This window comes from Bradyrhizobium algeriense (assembly GCF_003062295.1).
Taxonomy (GTDB): domain Bacteria; phylum Pseudomonadota; class Alphaproteobacteria; order Rhizobiales; family Xanthobacteraceae; genus Bradyrhizobium; species Bradyrhizobium algeriense.
In genome coordinates this window covers 1-17,066 of record NZ_PYCN01000061.1, presented here as the reverse complement: position 1 = coordinate 17,066, position 17,066 = coordinate 1, and the positions used below count along the sequence as shown (strand labels likewise).

Below are 17,066 nucleotides of genomic sequence, written 5' to 3'. Positions count from 1 at the left end.
TGCTTCTCAAAACTCAAGCAGTTCCGCCGCGTCGCAACCCGCTTCGAAAAGACCGCCCGAAACTATCGGGCCGTCGTTACTCTCGCCGCCATCGTCCTATGGCTCCGCTAAATGTCCACACCACCTAGAGGCCAACGGTCGCTGATCCGAGGTCTGGCGGAATTTTAGGTCTAGAAAATTCAGCGACGTGGAAGGCTGAAACAGCACAACGATCAATCCATCGACGCCCGAAGCGACCGCGGTCATTTGCGTTCGTTGTTCCGCTGCGCGGCAGCCGCTCATGTACGAGCCGAAGGAGCAGGCTGGGCGCCTCGGCGCCGGAATCACTCCGCAGCCGGTGCGACGTCGTTGACGTCAACTTGGCCGACCGTTCCGTCCATCTCGCTCTGCGGTCGTGAGCGGCTTGGCAACATTTCTCAGGATCGTGGCGCGGCAGTTGGCTAGGCATCTCTTTCGTGTACTTCTCGCCGAAGTAATCCAGAACGAAGGTGCCGCCATAGTCCGACTCATCGGCGACACCACTGGTTAGGCCGTCGAGGATTGTGCCGACTTCGCGGATGCGATCGGAGTACCGGGCGCGGATAACGTAACCGCGTTCATCGAGTGAACTGCCTCGTCGGCAGTCACTTCTCTTAGCCAACGAACGAATCTATCGTTCCCAAGTCCGGCATAAAAACCCTTATCCGCAGCATAGGCGTGGCAGGTGCACATTTCATCAAAGGCGATCATAACCATCACAGAGAATTCGTCTTTCAGGTATTCATTGATTGCACTAAAATTGTGTGATCGAGCAGCGTCCAATCTCTCCCAAAGATCCTTTTCGGATCCATCAGCGACGAGCTCCATAATCTGGATAAAGCCCTCGGCGTGACGCTCCTCGTCCGCGGCCCAGGCATCAAAGAACGCCGCAGCCTCCTCGGTAGAGATCAAGTTGCGGATGGGCAACTCCTTTTTCAGATGCCTCGCGTCATATTCAGTATACAATTCTGGCCACAACTTGTTCCAACGTGCGCGCAGAACTATGGCTCGGCGGTGAACATCACCGGCGTCAGAGCATTGAACAATTCTTTGGGACTCCAATTCCGTCGAACCGGCGTGATCATCCGACTCCTCCGAATCACGAACGGTACGAGCGGTCTGGCGGACGCATTTTCTTCCCGAACGCTCGCAAAACATATTTGCTACACACAGATGCTGTCGCCTCCTTGTTTTGGTGGGATCCAATTCCAGTCCGCACGCCTCATTGACGATCACCAAGACGAATCCGAGTGTACTGACGAGGGCAGCGTCGCGTGGCGTTTTTTCGCAAACCGCTCACGTCAATTGCTCGGCGGGCGCTCCGGGCAGGTATTTTCGATTAAATCAATGCAACGGCACTTCGCGGTGGTGTTGACCGTGCGGGCCTCATTACGCCCGGCTCGCCGCGCAGCATCGAAGTGCCGGTCCCTCCTGAGCAGCTACCCGTCCTGGAAATGCTAAACCAATCATCAAAACCTCTGTGTCGAGGTACTAGGACAGCTCAGGAACAACCTGGCGTCCAACTCCGGAACAGATCCCGCGGCCTAGGCGGCACGGCAAAGTGCGCGAGGCTGTTCATGACAAACTTTTCAACGGGATCGCGCAAGCTGGCCGCGCAAGGTGGACCGCTGACATCAGTACTAACGGAGGAGCGGCGGATTACAAACCTTCGTATAGCCCTCCAAACCAATTCAATATTGAAGGCTTACCTACGTACAATTGAGCCATCAATCGCAATAGTTTTATTCTCGTCGAGAATCGGGCCGGAGCGTCCTGAATGGCTCTCGGCGCAACGAAGTAAGACGAGGTGACCGACGATTATGAAGTTCTATCGCAGGACGCCATACGGTCCGTCGATCTGCATCGAGTGTCGTCGATCCCTAGGGTCACGCTACCAGCGAGATATCTCCACCCAGCAGTCCTATTGCGACTACGATTGCTATCTTCGCTACCGGACGAAGAGTCTGTTTGCGCCATGGCTCGCTGTCGCACGGGACCATGGACGCGCGCCTGAGTATTTGGCTCACCTCGAAACCCTCAGCTCGTTTGCTGCGCTGGCTACCGCTTCCTACTGGTATTCGATCGTGGTCGCCAAAGCCGCGCTGGGGTTGGGCGAACCGATGATGGTTGAAATTCTAAGTCCTAGCTCACGCGTGTGCACGCGGCGAGACTAATTGCTCTGACAGAGAATTCCAGAGTTGAACCGCCAACGATGTCGCCATCCGCAATGAGTATTGAGTACGTTCAGACGAGTGAATTTGGTTAAGAAGTTTCTGCGGGTTTGAAGATGATTTCCTTGAAGCTGGAGGGCATTGATCGACATGTGCGGGATTATCGGCATCTTGGGGCGTGGTCCGGTCGCGGGGCAGCTGGTCGAGTCACTCAAGCGACTGGAATATCGCGGCTACGATTCCGCAGGCGTCGCGACGCTTGAAGGCGACCATCTCGAACGCCGGCGTGCCGAGGGCAAGCTGAAAAATCTCGAGGCGCGGCTACGCGGTGATCTGCTGTCGGGTCATACCGGTATAGGTCATACGCGCTGGGCCACCCATGGCAAGCCGACTGAGCGCAATGCCCATCCGCATGTGACGGACAATGTCGCCGTCGTCCATAACGGGATCATCGAGAATTTCCGCGAGCTGCGCGCTGAGCTAGAGCAGAATGGCGCTAACTTCGCCTCCGAGACCGATACCGAGGTGGTGGCGCATCTCGTCGAATCCTATCTAAAGCATGGCTACTCGCCGCAGGACGCAGTGAAAGCGTTGCTGCCGCGGCTGCGCGGCGCGTTCGCGCTGGCATTCCTGTTCAAAGGTCATAACGATCTCATGATCGGCGCGCGCAGGGGTTCGCCGCTCGCGATCGGGCATGGCGACGGCGAAATGTATTTAGGATCGGATGCTATCGCGCTCGCGCCCTTCACCGATACAATCACCTATCTTGAAGACGGCGACTGGGCCGTGCTTACCCGCACGATCTGCGTCATCTATGATTCGAAAGGCGCCGTCGCCCACCGGGAAACGCTGAAGTCCGGCGCGTCATCGCTCCTGGTAGACAAGGCGAATTATCGCCACTTCATGGCCAAGGAAATTCACGAACAGCCGGAAGTGGTCGGGCAGACGCTGGCGCGTTATGTCGATATGGCCGCCAAGCGCATCGCGCTGCCGTTCGAACTGCCATTCGACTTCAATGACATTAAGCGCATCTCGATCACGGCTTGCGGTACCGCAAGCTATGCCGGTCACGTCGCCAAGTATTGGTTCGAGCGGCTGGCCCGTATGCCGGTCGAGATCGATGTCGCCTCCGAACTCCGCTACCGCGAAGCGCCCTTGCGCAAGGGGGATCTCGCGATCGTCATCTCGCAGTCCGGCGAGACCGCCGACACGCTGGCCGCGTTGCGCTACGCTAAGGCGCAGGGGCTGCACACGGTTTCCGTGGTCAACGTACCGACGTCGACGATTGCGCGCGAGAGCGAAACCGTGCTGCCGACACTGGCGGGCCCGGAAATCGGCGTCGCCTCGACCAAAACTTTCACCTGTCAGCTGATGGTGATGGCCGCCCTTGCGGTCGCCGCAGGCAAAGGGCGCGGAGAATTGTCCGACCTCGATGAATTGAAGCTTGTGGGCGAGCTGATCGAAGTTCCGCGGCTGATCGCTGCGGCGTTCGCGATCGAACCGCAGATCGAGAAGCTCGCGCGCGACATCGCCAAATCGAGCGCTGTGCTCTATCTCGGCCGCGGCACGTCGTTCCCCTTGGCGCTGGAGGGTGCGCTGAAGCTGAAGGAAGTCTCCTATATCCACGCCGAAGGCTATGCCGCCGGCGAGCTCAAACACGGCCCGATTGCGCTGATCGACGAGAGCATGCCTGTGGTGGTGATCGCTCCTTACGACCGGGTTTTCGAAAAAACCGTCTCAAACATGCAGGAAGTCGCCGCTCGTGGTGGCAACATCATCCTGATGACCGATGCGACAGGGGCTTCGGAAGCGACGGTGGATTCGCTCGTGACCATTGTGCTGCCAGACATGGCTGCAACCTTTACACCCATGGTCTATGCCATTCCGGTGCAGCTTTTGGCCTACTATACCGCTGTCGTGATGGGAGCGGACGTCGATCAGCCACGCAATCTCGCGAAATCGGTGACCGTAGAATAGGCGGGCAGGGCCAAAGTCGCGGTGGTCGTGAGCCTCCAGCCAATAGGCCTTCGTGTTCGGTTATGTCCGTTCTGTGGAAGCCAAAACCGAGCAGATCCTCAATTTCTCTCCTATCCATGTTGATGCCGATCGTCGTTGCTGCGTGCGTCCATATCGCCTTCCGGACATGAATGGTTCGCATCTCGAAATGCGAGAATGACCTCAAAAGTACAACTGGGGTTCAGCTCCCGGACCGGGATTCACGGATGGCGCGATCTATAGGAACTTTGTCTGCCGTGCATCGGTAACTGAAAGTCCGGTTGAGTAGTCTGCTACCACCATGGCCGGGCGCTGCTGATCCGGCTGGTCAGCGCGGCGACTTCGGCCAGATCGCCGTCCAGGTCCCACCGCAAATTCGGCTTCGTGAGCTTTTACTCATGTTCGTCGCGGCAAGCTTCGTGACCTTGGCGCTTTCAGTGTGCGCCCGACCGTTCCATCGCTGGCTCCAAGCGCTTTCCCATCGTCCGCGGCCATGTTCGATATTCGCGGTGTGCATGATCGGTGTCCACCGTGTGCAATTCCTATTAAAAGTGCCGCGATCCCGCTGGAAGGTGTGGCATCCATTCGTTCTTATCTGTGCGAAGAGATCAGGGAATTCCCCGAAGTATCGAAAGTCGGAAGACCAATTTGCTCATAAACTACCGCTTCGCGACGATTCACACAGACTCATTCTGCCGCTGGCGCGATTTGAGCGACTCACGCTAGGCTATTATCCTCCAACAATCCCAATGCGAGGGAGAAACGAAATGGTTGCTGCCGCCCGCGAACTGCCCACGTCAGGCTACGCGCTTGAAGTGGATGGTCGATTGAAAGCCGAATTTATGACCAAAGTCGGAGCAAAGACAGGGGCAGAAGATCTGAAGAAGCGCTTTCCAATGCTTCAGGTCAGAATTTACGATGCGCAGACGATGACTCGAGAAGAGGTATCGCTTCCGCGAGCTTAGGTGCGCTCATCGAAAGAGTTTTTGATGCGCGTGCGGCAGGGACTGGCTCCGAGCCGCACAACGTGTCGGCCCCTATCGCTTGGTCCCTGGCGGTCGTCCGTGAAGAGCTGTCCAAGCCATTGAGCGGGAGTCGATTTTTTGGAGCGGAGCTCACGGGTGAGTCTGCGCGTCATCACATCGGCTTCTGCGAAATAGGGCACGGATCGCAGTCTCCGCGGCGGTCGGCCCGCTTGCACAGCTGGCGTCGGCCAGTTCGCCGATATAATCGCCGCCCGCGTGTACAACTTGACGCATCGCATTCGTGCCCTCTTCGGGATCGGCTTTCAGGAGCGGGTCTCAAACCAATCGGAGTTGCTGAGGTAAAGTCGAACGTTGGGCTAACTTCACTGATCAGTGCGAACTGCTAGAGTCCATTTGTCCGCACTGAGGATCTGCCGTCCTGCCCATCCTGGCGACGTGCAAATACGGCGAAGACGGGCGGGCTGCTTAAAGCGCAAGCGGCCGCACCGATCCCGCCTTATTGGGAACGAAAGCGCCGCCGAGACCGATCGTTACCGCTTCTAACTTGACGAAGTCGCCGAAGCTCTTCAGCTCTTTAGGGTCTTTGTTTTCCGCGGTGAGGGCGAGGCAAACCTAGCCTGTTTCATTGTCCCTCCTAATGATAGTTCTGTGTCCACAGGAATGGCGGCGGCATCGCACGCAATGGTGGCGCCTTTTCCTCAGACAAATCAGAGACTGTCGTGTTAAGCCGTAAGCGGTCCCAAATCACACGACCGTTAACGCGCTTGGGGCGTGGCATGCGGCCGTCGGAGACCATCTAGCCGAACTCGCTCGTGCCCACGTTGATGTAGCGGCCCGCTCTCGTCGCGGGACGTGCGGCCGCGGTGGGTAGATGATCGGGGCTTAGACTGATCGTCTATGAGATGATCCAGAAGTCGATGGGCAGCTAGATTACTCTCCGGCATCTTTGTTGCCCCGGGAGCATCTGAATGCAGGCGAGGGCCAGAAGGCTATCGCGAAGTGGAAGCAACGTGAGACCGTCGCCCGCGGGTCGGGGCGCCAGGGTCAGGACCCGGGCACGTTGATCCGCCACACAGTCAGCCGGCCCGAGTGAAGGCCAAGCTCGTCCAGTGTTTTGATCTGCATAAGCGGTCCTGCCCGCTGGTCAGAGACGCAAACTGTGCGTGTGGCGCAGCGGCGACCGCCAGATCCACAGCACCGACGCCGCGCCCAACACGCTACTGGCCAGCAACGTGGCACGCAGGCCCAATGCGGCACCCGCCGCGCCGCCGACCAGCGCGCCCAGTGGCGCCAGCCCCCACACCACGCTCCGGATGCTCGCGTTCCCCCGGCCCTGCAGCCGGTGCGGGGCCAGCGCATATCGAATAGGGACCTGCTGCACGTTGTAAATCCCTTGGCCAACCGACAGCAGGAACTGAGACAGTGCCACGCACACCACCGCGGCCCACCATGGCTGGGTGAGAAGCGCCGCCAAGCTCATGCCTCCAGCGCTGAGCGCCAGCGCAACCATCAGCACCGGCTCAAGCCCGATCGCGCGTCCCGCCCAAGGTGCGGTGACCGCGCCGACGACGCCACCGAGTGCACCGATGCCGAGCACCATGCCGACAGTCCCGCCCTCCAAACCCAGATCTTTCGTCAGGTGCAGCAGGAAGACCGCCGAATATGCGTTGTACCAAAAGATGAAGGTGCCAGTGGCCAACGTGACTGCCCGCAGAATCGGGGTGCCGAACACGGTGGTCAGCCCTTCGGCCATTTGGCCGAGTAGCTGGGTCGCCCGGCCGCTGAGCGCGCGGCCGCGCGCATCGGCACGAGCGACAGCAACGCGGCGGCGAGCAGGAACGAGGCCGAGTCGGCCAGGATCGCAGTCGGCGCGGAGAACGCGCTCACCAGCCAGCCGGCCAGGAACGGACCCGCTGCCAACGCGCTCGCCTGGCTGAGCTCCAACAAACTCTGCGCCTGGACCAGTTGAGTCCGGTCCACCACCGTGGGTACGCACGCCAGATAGGCCACCTCGGCGTTCACCGCCGCCACCCCGACCAGCGCCGTCGCCGTACACAGCTGGACCATTCCGAGATGTCCGAGGCCGGCCAGCAGCGGAATCGTGGCCAGCGTTGCCGCCATCACGAAGTTGGCGATCAACAGGATCCACCGGTGCAGGAGGCGGTCCACGATGACGCCGGCGAACGGGCCCGCCAACAGGTACGGCGCCCGACCGCAAGCCAGCAGCAGCCCGGTCTGCACGGGTCCCGCGCCCAGCAGAGTGATCGCGGTAAGCGGCAGCGCCAGCATGGTCACCTGGGAGCCCAGCAACGACACGGTCTGGCCAACGAGCAACGCCAGGTAGCCGCGCGGCAGTCGGAGCAGGGCGGCGGAACAGTGGGCGCGCCTCACGCTTCGACGGTCAAAGTCGGGGCCGATAGATAGCCCATCCGGGCCAGTTCACTGCCGGCGATCCGCTCGAACTCCGCGATCTGAGCGCGCGTCAGATCCTCGGCGTAACGACCGAGCCGGCCCGAGTGCAGCGGTTTGCCAGCGGATTCGGCCGCCGGGTGGCCGTACGGATGGTCGAAGAGCGCGTGCTGATACTCGGCGTGCCGCAGCACGGCCTCGTCCCAAGGCAAGCCGAGGTGGTCCAGGATTTGGGTCAGGGTGGGTCGAGGACGACTTACCAGATCCTCGTAGCGCAGCTCGAGGTAGCGGTCCGGCGGCGCGACCCGATGCGGCCGGGAAACCACTTCAAGCCAGCCCCGCGCGGCTTCGGCGGCGGTCCGGTAACCCCAATCCGGCACGGTTTTCAGGTGCGAGGCGGCCAGGTCCCGACCGTCGCGCACGATGTGCAGGAAATGCGCCCTCGGCCACAGCCGGGCGTAAGAATCGACCTGAGCGATCTTGCGCTGTAGTTTTAGTCCCCACCGCCGGGCTCCGGTGTGAGCCCTGCGGAACTCACCGATCTCGTTGATCAGCCGGCACCGGTCGGCGAACGACACAATGTCATTGGCCACCTCGACCATTACCTTGGTGACCAGTTCGCGCACGTCGTCGAAGTCCAGGCCAAAGCGTCGGCACTGCACCGCGAAGTGCACGCCGTCGTACCAGAATGGATCGATCGTGCTTTTTGTGGTGCCGGTGACCTTGGGGTCGCGGGCATCCAGCAGGTCAATCGCGCGCAGGATGTGCGGACCGAGATTCGGCGGCTCCAGGAAGTCGATCTCCGGCCCGATCACCAGATCGGGATGCGAGTCCAGCACGACGCTCAGCAAGGTCGTGCCGGACCTGTTGTCGCCGCCGAGCAGAACCGGCGAAGTGGGAAATGGGTCGGCCTCGGGCATAGCGGTGTCCCCTGTTTGACAGCCGGTGCTCATGGGTGGCTGGGCGCAGTGAACCAGCTCGGACAGAATCCGGGGTGGCCACGAAGTGATCACCGGCGAACCGCACGGCGGCGGCCACCGGATCCGGGTCGCCGCCGGTGCTATCCACTCGCGCCAGTGCCGCCGGCAAAGCCTGTCCGGCGGCTTCGATCGCGGCCCGTACGTCAGCGTCGGACAGTGCCGCGGATGGCATGAACCGGCCGCCGTACTGCATGAGGAAGCCCCGCGACCACATCTCCTGGAAGAACGCGTGGCCGAGTTCGGCGTCGGCAAACATGACGTCGAACATGGTGGGCCAGGCGAACGCCCACGCCTCGACCTGCTGGCCGACGAAGACCTCGTTGAGCCCGTTGATGAGTTGCTCGCCAACCTGACGCATCCGCGCCAGCGCGGTCCCGTCGCGCAGCGCGTCTAGGGTGCTCAGCGCGGCCGCGAACGGGGTAACCTCGCGCTGATAGGTGTTGCCCAGGTAGGTCTTTTCGGTGGCGTTGAGCACGTCCGCCCGACCGGCCACCGCAGATAGCGCCATGCCGTTCGCCAGTCCTTTGCTCAGTGTGATCAGGGCGGGCGTGAGGCCGACTGCGGTGTGGTATCCGCCGAGGGCGTAGCGGAAACCGGTCATAACCTCGTCCAGGATCAACAGGGCACCGTGCTGGTGCACCAGCGTCTGCAATCGCCGGTGGTATTCGGCAGGGAAGAAGTTGACCTCGGGGGTAAGGATCACCGCGGCGACGCGCTGGACGCTGGCCAGTTTCTCAAGCAGGTCCAGGTCGTAGCGGAACTCCACGCTGTCCTGGTCCCGCCTGGGCAGCCCCATCGCTGGCCGGTCCTGTAAGTGCCAGTCATGCCAGCCGTGATATCCGCTAGTAAGCACCAGGTTGACGCCGGTGTGCGCGCGGGCGAGGCGGACTGCGGCGGTGGTGGCGCATGAGCCGGTGCGGAAGAACACCGAGCGTTGCGCGACCGGGAAGATTTCCGCAAGCCGTTCGGCCACCTCGACCCGGTGCACGGACAACGGCCCGGGTAGGATGCCGCCGGTGCGGCGCATTTCCGTGGCGACGTGCGCGAGCACAGGTTCGTATCCGGCTCCCAACGGCGCGGCCCCGCTACACGAGGTGAAATCCACGTATTGTTTTCCATTAACATCCCAGACATGCGCGCCGGAAGCGCGGCTCATCACCACTGGAAAACGCCGGTTAAGATCCCATTTCTCCGACGCGGTGATCCCCAGCGCGCGGCGGAGCGCGGTTTTTTGCGCGTCGCTCGCGGCCAAGGTGGCACTGGGCGTGTTCATGGACATGAATGATCTCCGGTTGATTGTCCGCCCATGGTCGGTTAGGCGAGCTGCGTGACTATTCTTCGAGCGATCCGCAGCGCGTTCGCCTGAATAGTGAAGGTCGGGTTGACGCCTCCGGAATACGGAAAGAACCCGCCGTCCGCGACATAGAGATTGTCGACGTCGTGCACCCGACCCCAGCGGTCGACTACAGACTCTGTTGGATCGACCCCTGCTCGACAGCCGCCATGCAGATGCCCGCTACCGGACTGATAGTTGGAATCCTGGTAATCGACTTTTTTCACGCCGGCTTCGGCGAGCAATTCCGACGCGCGTCGGGACAAATAGCCTAATCGGCGTTTGTCCAGCGGATGGGTCCAGTATTCAAGAATGATTTTCTGCAGACCTAGCCGATCTCGACTGTTGGCCAGTCGGACCGTGTTTTTGCGCATGGGCTGATCGGCCGCCAGAAAATGAAGTCGTAGCGCTATATTGCCGTCACAAACCGCCTGCTCGGCAGGACTGGCTTCGTAGATCATTCCGCCAAGCCCGGAGGGCGCCTCGTCGTCGAGGTAGTGATCCGACATTGCAACCGTGGAGAACGGGCCGCCCGGCGACCGCGCGGGCAGCCGGTCCAGCGTGGTGCTGCCGGACACGTAACCACTGATTTTGAACGAGATCCCGCTGCCGACCATGCCAGTGGCGTTGCCGATGCCGTTGGGCGCCGCTGACTGCGCCGACCGTAGCAGCAGGGCGGCAGACTGCACCGCGTTGCCGGTGAGCACCACGCAGCGGGCGCGGACCCGAGCGCGTTGACTGGTGACGGTGTCCAGCCATTCCACCGAGTCCGCGCGGCTCGCGTTGCCCAGGTCGATACGCACGGCCTTGCTGGCCAGGGCGACTGTCAGTGCGCCGGAAGGCAGGGGCACGTCAGTGAACGGGGACCGCGCGTCGGCCCTCGCACCGGTCGGACACAGGTGTTCGTTGCACGGGCCGCAGCAGTGACACGCCGGGCGACCGCCATACGGCAACGAGTTGATAGCCAGCGGGGTGGGGAACGGTAGCCGGCCTAGGCGTCCGCCCGCCTTGGCGATCAATAGGCCCTGTGGGCTGTACTCGTGCGGCGGCAGCACGGCGGGATCGCTGGGCGGTTCGAGCGGGTCCGCGCCGGGGAGCCGGGCCACCCCCATCCGCTGTTCGAGCTCCTCGTAATAGGGGCGTAGTTCGGCGTAGTCGATCGGCCAGACTGGGTCGAGCGCGTCCGCGGCCACATGCGCTCGCGCGTCAAAATCGACGGTCCGATAACGGAAGGCGATCCCGGCGTACAGCGTCATTCCACCGCCGAGCGCCGACACGGTCCAGGGGCGCCCGAACGGCGTCAACGTCCCGGCAGGAGAGGGCACCAAGGCGTCATCGAAACCACTTTGGACAGTCGCCAGTGACGCGCCGGGGGGAAGCGTCCGGCCTTCTTCGAGGACGAGCACCCGGAATCCGTTTCGAGCGATCTCGTGGGCGACTATCGAGCCACTGGCACCACTCCCGACGACGCATACGTCAACGGCACTGGCCGTCATTGTCTTACCTGGCCGTTCTAGCCGCAACTATCGCGTCCTGTGATATGCTCCCAAAACCGCCGCGTATCGAAGTGCCGCGAACTTCTTTGGCGTTGGTCTGTTCTTTCCTCGGCATCAGCGCTTTTTCTCCGTAAATCCAAGATCCTGTCGTGCCGTTCATGTTCATTGGCCCTTATTGCCCTACGGTGAGATAGAGCAACGGCCGTGCCAGCGCTCCTCACGCGCATTAAGCGCCTGATTGTGCTTTGAAACAGTTCGCGATTCGCAAACGGCGCACGGTGTTTTGAATCTCACAGGTTTGTGTGCCGCTGTCAGAAAGCGGACAAGGATCGAGGGGCTGACGCATCCGGACCTTGCCCCACGGACTTGATCCAGGTTGAAGGCACTTCCTTTTTTGGCAATGCGCGCGGCGTCCTGGGAGACTTGCGGTGGACTACCGCCAACTGCTGCAAGAGGATTTCACGGTCCATGCCGCGCTTACAGCAAACTAACTGAGGCCGCCCGTCCATGCTGCCGAGGTCTATGGTCTCGGGGGCTGAGAGCCACAAAAAGTTGACCCTGCGCCGGCAATTAGACAACGCCCGCGCGTGACCGGCGTGTGCCCATGCTACGCATTTCGATCGGATCGCAAATTCGCACTTAGAGTCAGAACGCCGCGATACTCGCGCACGATTTCGATGTCAGCAACATAAGCTTCCCCACTTATCGAGTAACCCACTCGCCGGGCATTGACGGAGGCCACACCGGTTTCCATGACCTGGGCTTTGAAGGATGGGACTCTGGATCGCATTCACGGTCGAGACGCACCGAGATGGCCGAGACGAGGAGATATCCAGAGAGCCAAGAGTGGCGGCCCGGATTGCCGTGACGGGTTTATAGCCGCGAGAGAGGCTCGCGGTGCCCGTCGCGGAGAACTGCGATGTCCAGGCACAACCAAGTTTCGCAGAGCAGCCCCAGCCGGACCAATTTTTATGACGAGATCACGAATAGACTAATTGCCGAACTAGAGGCGGGGTGTGTGCCCTGGGTCCAGCCGTGGGGAACGGCCGCGGCGAAGGCGCCGCTTGCCATGCCTCACAATGCAGCAACACATCGGCGATATAGCGGCATTAACATCCTGATCCTCTGGAGCGCTGTGGTCGAGCGGGGCTTCTCCGGCCAGAGCTGGCTCACCTTCCGGCAGGCATTGTCGCTGGGTGGCCACGTCCGCAAAGGAGAGCGAGGAACGACCGTCGTCTATGCTGACCGCTTCGTGCCCGAAGAGGAGAGGAAGCGGGCGATTGAGGCGGCCGACGAAGCCCAAGCGATTAACTTTCTGAAACGTTTTACGGTCTTCAATACCGACCAATGTGACGGGCTGCCAGCCGAGGTGTCGACTATGGCGCCTCTCCCGTTACCTCACATGATCGAGCCGCAAGTCGAAGCGCTGATTAGTGCCAGCGGCATCGATCTTCGAATCGGCGGTAACCGAGCTTTCTATTGTCCTTCTGAGGACTACGTTCAGGTGCCATGTCCGGCTGCCTACTTTGAGCCGATCAATTGGCACCGCACGTCTCTGCACGAGTTGGCTCATGCCAGCGGCCACTCCTCACGGCTCAACCGGGATCTATCCGGAAGTTACGGCACCAAGAAATACGCCTTCGAGGAAATCATCGCGGAGATATCCGCTGCATTCTGCTGTGCTTCGCTCGGCATCGTGCCGACCGTGCGGCATGCGGACTACATTGCTTCGTGGCTTGAGGTGCTCCGCGAAGACAATCGCGCGATCGTCCGCGCCGCTTCGCAGGCCAGCAAAGTCGCGGATTATCTGCTCGCGTTCTTGCCTGATCTCGCTTCGAGCCCGGCGGAACAACCCGCCCACTGCGAGGCCGCCTGATGCTGTTCGACGCTTCCGAACTGGCACACCGCCTCGCGCGCGAGGCCGAGGCGGTGTGCCGCCACTATCTCTCCAATGGTCGGCGCGTGGGGCGCTACTGGCTGGTCGGCGACGTCCGCAACACGCCAGGCCGCTCGATGTTCGTGCGGTTACAGAAATCACAGAAGGGGCCTGCGGGCAAATGGACCGACGCCGCCACGGGCGAACACGGTGATCTCCTCGACATCATCCGCGAAACCTGCGGCCTCATAGAATTCCGCGATGTCGTGGACGAGGCAACGCGCTTCCTTAAGCTGCCTCGGCCGCACCCGGATCTCCCAACGAAGCCCGTCCGTGCAACAGTAAAGGCAGGATCGCCGGAAGCGGCGCGGCGGCTGTTTGCGATATCTCGGCCGATCGACGGAACCCTCGTGGAGGCATATCTGCGCGGACGCGCCATTTTCGAGCTGCACCACGGAGCGAGCCTGCGCTTCCACCCACGCTGCTACTGTCGGCCGGATGAGGACGCGCAGACCGAGATTTGGCCTGCAATGATTGCCCGCGTCACCGATCTCGATGGCCGGATAACAGGCGCGCACCGGACCTGGCTCAATCCTGAGGGTTTTGACCCGATCCGGCTCGGCAAGGCGCCGATCGACACACCACGACGGGCAATGGGCGATCTGCTCGGCAACGCAGTTCGTTTCGGTACGGCGAATGATGTGCTTGTCGCTGGCGAAGGCATCGAAACCATCCTGTCGCTGCGCTACGTACTGCCTACCTTGCCAATGGCCGCCGCACTATCGGCCAATCACCTCGCTGCCATGCTGCTCCCGCCGACGCTGCGTCGCCTCTACATCGTCCGGGATGCGGATGCGGCGGGAGACGCGGCGACGGCCGCCCTCAGGCAGCGCTCGGAGGCTGCTGGTATCGTGGCGATCGCTTTGTCTCCTCGGTTGGGAGATTTTAATGACGATCTCCGCACGTTCGGCATCCACGAGCTTCGAGCGGCCATGCGCATTCAGCTCGCGCCGCAGGACGTTACCCGCTTCTTGGTTATGGCGGAGAAGGGATAAAGCCGGCGTTGCTCGCGCCGTCGTCACGGCAGGTCGATGGTAGGTCCATGGTGCCGAGGAGAGGCGGCGCCCTAGCCTTCTAGAGGGCGATCGGACAGCATTCGGACCGGACCGGCAATGGCTGCGCCCGGCTATTTTCCGCCGGCGGTGTTCACCCCACGAAGAAAGCTTCGCGGGGCCCCGGCCACGCGCCTTTGCATCGCGAAACAAAATAGCCGGACTTCGCCATCCTCCGCTATTGCTGCGGCCCTTCGCTTCGCTTCGGGTTCTGGTCCGTTCCGCCCGCCGTCAGATGATCGCCACGAAGGCCGCGATGGGCGCGGCCGATCCGGGCAAAGGACCTCGACCATGACATCCGATCGCAACGACCTCGATTTCGAACCAACGCACGGCTCATTCCCGAATGATCACGTCATTAGCGAACTTCAGCTCTTTGGCTACCGTCCTTTCAACGACGAGCCAGACCCGAGGCCGCTTCCCGAAGGCAAGATGATCGCGGGTGCTGTCGCCGATATCTTCGACGCCCTCGTCGCAACCCTAAGCGACACTCGCCTCGAGCCGGATCTCGATGACCTGCTCTGGTCGACGGTCAACCTGTTCCACCGTGCAACAGAGCGCATCGAGCGCGAGCTCGACAGCAACGAGCAAGCGCAGCGGAAGAGCCAGCGTGAGCAGGACGGCTCGGAAATCAGATCGGTGGAACTCGAGCGGCTCACGGCCGAAGGCATCACGCTGGTCGAACGTCGTAACTGCATGGAGCTCTTCCGCGATCAATCCATCGAGAGCTTCCAGGTCCATACCGGCTCGCCCTGGCGTCCTCGCTCTGGATCGCTGGTCAATCATCGCAAGCTTACTGCGGCGATGATCGACTCCAGGGATTTCCTCGCCGCCAAACACCGGGCGGAGACCGAAGTGTTGCTGCCGGCCGGCCCCAAAATTGCGCTGACCGGTGGGCTCGACTTCAACGACCATCATCTGATCTGGGATCGACTTGACAAGGTCCACGCCAAGCATCCTGACATGGTGCTGCTGCATGGCGGCTCGCCGAAAGGCGCCGAACTGATCGCCGCCAAATGGGCGACCAATCGCAAGGTGCCTCAGATTGCTTTCAAGCCAGACTGGACCAAGCACGCCAAGGCCGCACCGTTCAAGCGCAATGACGCGATGCTGGAGATTCTGCCGATCGGCGTCATGGTCTTCCCCGGCACTGGCATCCAGAGCAATCTCGCCGACAAGGCGAAACGGCTCGGCATCCCGGTCTGGAAGTTTGGCGATGGCGGCGCGTGAGCGCCGTCCATGCCGATTTCGAAATCTCCCTGCATAGGGCTAGCGTCGTAACCGACGCAATCGCGCCACCCGAGCACATTCGCCACCTCGAACGTGGTTAAACAGTGAGCGGCACTTCTAACTAGTTCCGGCTTGAGTAACCTCGCGTCCAGGTGGTGGTGGAAGGCGCGAATTGCTCTCGGACTTCCTCAATACCTTCGCATCGGCCTATTCTGCTCCGATCTTTGCTCTCGCTGTAGACGCCCTTCCATTCCTGGTTAGGTTCACTGCCGGCGTGATGGTATTTCATAGTGCGCAGGCACCATCGGCGCGTTGCTCGTCGGCATCGCTGCCGCCGCGCTGATGCTCCTCATCGGTCAGATCACCTTCGCCCTGGCGCCGTCATTCGTCTTGCGCGCCGTCATCGCGGCAGTCTTTGCCATTCCGGCGGCCGTTGCCGGTTATCATGTGATTCTCGGATATCGTACGTTGGGATGCCATCCCCGCTCTGGCGCGAGATCTTTGGCTGCATCGGTTCGATCTTCATCGGTGACACGGGAGCGGGCGCGCATGACCGTCTTGGCCGAGCTTGGCCCGCTTCAGTCAGTCAGGGCAGGGCGAACCGAACGTCAATCAGTTCTCGCGGCCAGGACGGTTATAGCCCTTCGGCTCGACGCCCAGGGTTCTCCTCAATCGTTGGGCGCGTCGAGAATGCCAACGACGGGTGTCGCAGCGAGAGGCGGTCTCCTCAGAGTACTACACGGCCATTATACCCATCATTCGCGACCCTGTGAGTGTCGAGGGGGCGCTCTCTAACGGCTATTTCGGGGCGGCCGACGCCCGACTTTTCCCGCACGTTGTTTCCTTTCTTCGCCTGAACCTCTCGACCTCTTGTACAGGACGACCGACGTCCGCCGCCCCGTCTCCTTAAGGCTGTTCAGCGCACGGACGCACCTTGCCTCTTGATGGCTTGATCTGGCCGAAGACCGGCTCCGCCTCGATCGTCTGAGCCGCAACGCCGCCGTTAAGACTTTCTTCCCCTGGGCTCACGCCCATTCCTCGCGAGCCAAGAAAGTCTTCCGGCTAGCGTCCTCCGCTACGCTCCGGCCCGCGAGCGGGTGCGTCGCCGATCGTCATTCGGCCTCTCGATCACCATCGAGGCCGCGGTGGTCGCGGGCTCGAAAACTCAAGGAGAAGTGACATGGCTAACATCGGTTCCTTTAAGAAGGTCGGCAACGATTTTCAGGGCGAGATCGTCACCCTGAGCGTGCAGGCGAAGGGCGTCCGCATCGTCGCCGAGCCCAACCGCACAAACGAGAACGCGCCCAGCCACCGCGTCTACGTCGGCCGGGCCGATTATGCGAAGCGGAGCATTATGCGGAGCGATGTCGTCTGAGCGCAGGTTTTCCGCGGGTTTCTGGCTCGCCGCGCTCCACATAATCCCGAGGGAAGAGCTGCGACGGCTCGGCGGGCGAGCCGTC

At 61.5% G+C, this 17,066-nt stretch carries 11 protein-coding genes and 2 pseudogenes; 7 read left to right on the top strand and 6 right to left on the bottom strand.

The window, feature by feature from the left end; genetic code table 11:
- Window positions 1-111, top strand: a pseudogene (locus tag C7G61_RS40435) (IS5/IS1182 family transposase); the annotation flags it as partial.
- A gap of 414 nt (window positions 112-525) precedes the next feature.
- Here C7G61_RS40435 and C7G61_RS46615 read toward each other — a convergent pair.
- Window positions 526-1,257 carry a hypothetical protein gene (locus tag C7G61_RS46615; RefSeq protein WP_244608719.1) on the bottom strand — a complete coding sequence of 244 codons (732 nt, stop codon included), beginning with the start codon at window positions 1,255-1,257 and terminating at the stop codon, window positions 526-528.
- Between the two features lie 1,082 nt (window positions 1,258-2,339).
- Between C7G61_RS46615 and glmS the strand changes: the two genes are divergently transcribed.
- Window positions 2,340-4,166, top strand: a complete 1,827-nt coding sequence (gene glmS, locus C7G61_RS40425) for a glutamine--fructose-6-phosphate transaminase (isomerizing) (protein WP_108523149.1) — start codon at window positions 2,340-2,342, stop codon at window positions 4,164-4,166.
- 785 nt (window positions 4,167-4,951) lie between these two features.
- A complete protein-coding gene (locus C7G61_RS40420; protein ID WP_057849747.1) occupies window positions 4,952-5,149 on the top strand; it encodes a hypothetical protein in 198 nt (65 codons plus the stop codon).
- A gap of 1,165 nt (window positions 5,150-6,314) precedes the next feature.
- Here the strand turns inward: C7G61_RS40420 and C7G61_RS46610 are convergent.
- Genes C7G61_RS46610 through C7G61_RS40395 form a run of 5 tightly spaced genes read right to left on the bottom strand, consistent with a single transcriptional unit; the run spans window position 6,315 to window position 11,388 of the window.
- Window positions 6,315-6,923, bottom strand: coding sequence for an MFS transporter (locus C7G61_RS46610; protein WP_244608718.1), 609 nt, complete (start codon window positions 6,921-6,923; stop codon window positions 6,315-6,317).
- On the bottom strand, window positions 6,908-7,504 hold the full coding sequence (locus C7G61_RS46605) for an MFS transporter (protein WP_244608717.1): 597 nt from the start codon (window positions 7,502-7,504) through the stop codon (window positions 6,908-6,910). Before C7G61_RS46605 ends, C7G61_RS46610 begins: the two co-directional genes overlap by 16 nt.
- A gap of 53 nt (window positions 7,505-7,557) precedes the next feature.
- A complete protein-coding gene (locus C7G61_RS40405) occupies window positions 7,558-8,430 on the bottom strand; it encodes a sulfotransferase family protein (RefSeq protein WP_244608716.1) in 873 nt (290 codons plus the stop codon).
- A complete protein-coding gene (locus C7G61_RS46600) occupies window positions 8,327-9,838 on the bottom strand; it encodes an aminotransferase class III-fold pyridoxal phosphate-dependent enzyme (RefSeq protein WP_108523147.1) in 1,512 nt (503 codons plus the stop codon). Before C7G61_RS46600 ends, C7G61_RS40405 begins: the two co-directional genes overlap by 104 nt.
- A gap of 35 nt (window positions 9,839-9,873) precedes the next feature.
- On the bottom strand, window positions 9,874-11,388 hold the full coding sequence (locus tag C7G61_RS40395; RefSeq protein WP_108523146.1) for a GMC oxidoreductase: 1,515 nt from the start codon (window positions 11,386-11,388) through the stop codon (window positions 9,874-9,876).
- 919 nt (window positions 11,389-12,307) lie between these two features.
- Between C7G61_RS40395 and C7G61_RS40390 the strand changes: the two genes are divergently transcribed.
- The 4 genes and pseudogenes from C7G61_RS40390 to C7G61_RS40370 form a co-directional block, all read left to right on the top strand.
- A complete protein-coding gene (locus C7G61_RS40390; RefSeq protein ID WP_108523145.1) occupies window positions 12,308-13,264 on the top strand; it encodes an ArdC family protein in 957 nt (318 codons plus the stop codon).
- Entirely contained in the window at window positions 13,264-14,319 is a 1,056-nt protein-coding gene (locus tag C7G61_RS40385; RefSeq protein WP_108523144.1) for a DUF7146 domain-containing protein, read from the top strand. The genes C7G61_RS40390 and C7G61_RS40385 overlap by 1 nt, the downstream gene beginning before the upstream one ends.
- 348 nt (window positions 14,320-14,667) lie before the next feature.
- Entirely contained in the window at window positions 14,668-15,606 is a 939-nt protein-coding gene (locus C7G61_RS40380; protein WP_108523143.1) for a DUF2493 domain-containing protein, read from the top strand.
- A 1,180-nt stretch (window positions 15,607-16,786) separates the two neighbouring features.
- A pseudogene (locus C7G61_RS40370) lies at window positions 16,787-16,957 on the top strand (DUF736 family protein); the annotation flags it as partial.
- Window positions 16,958-17,066: the final 109 nt, after the last annotated feature.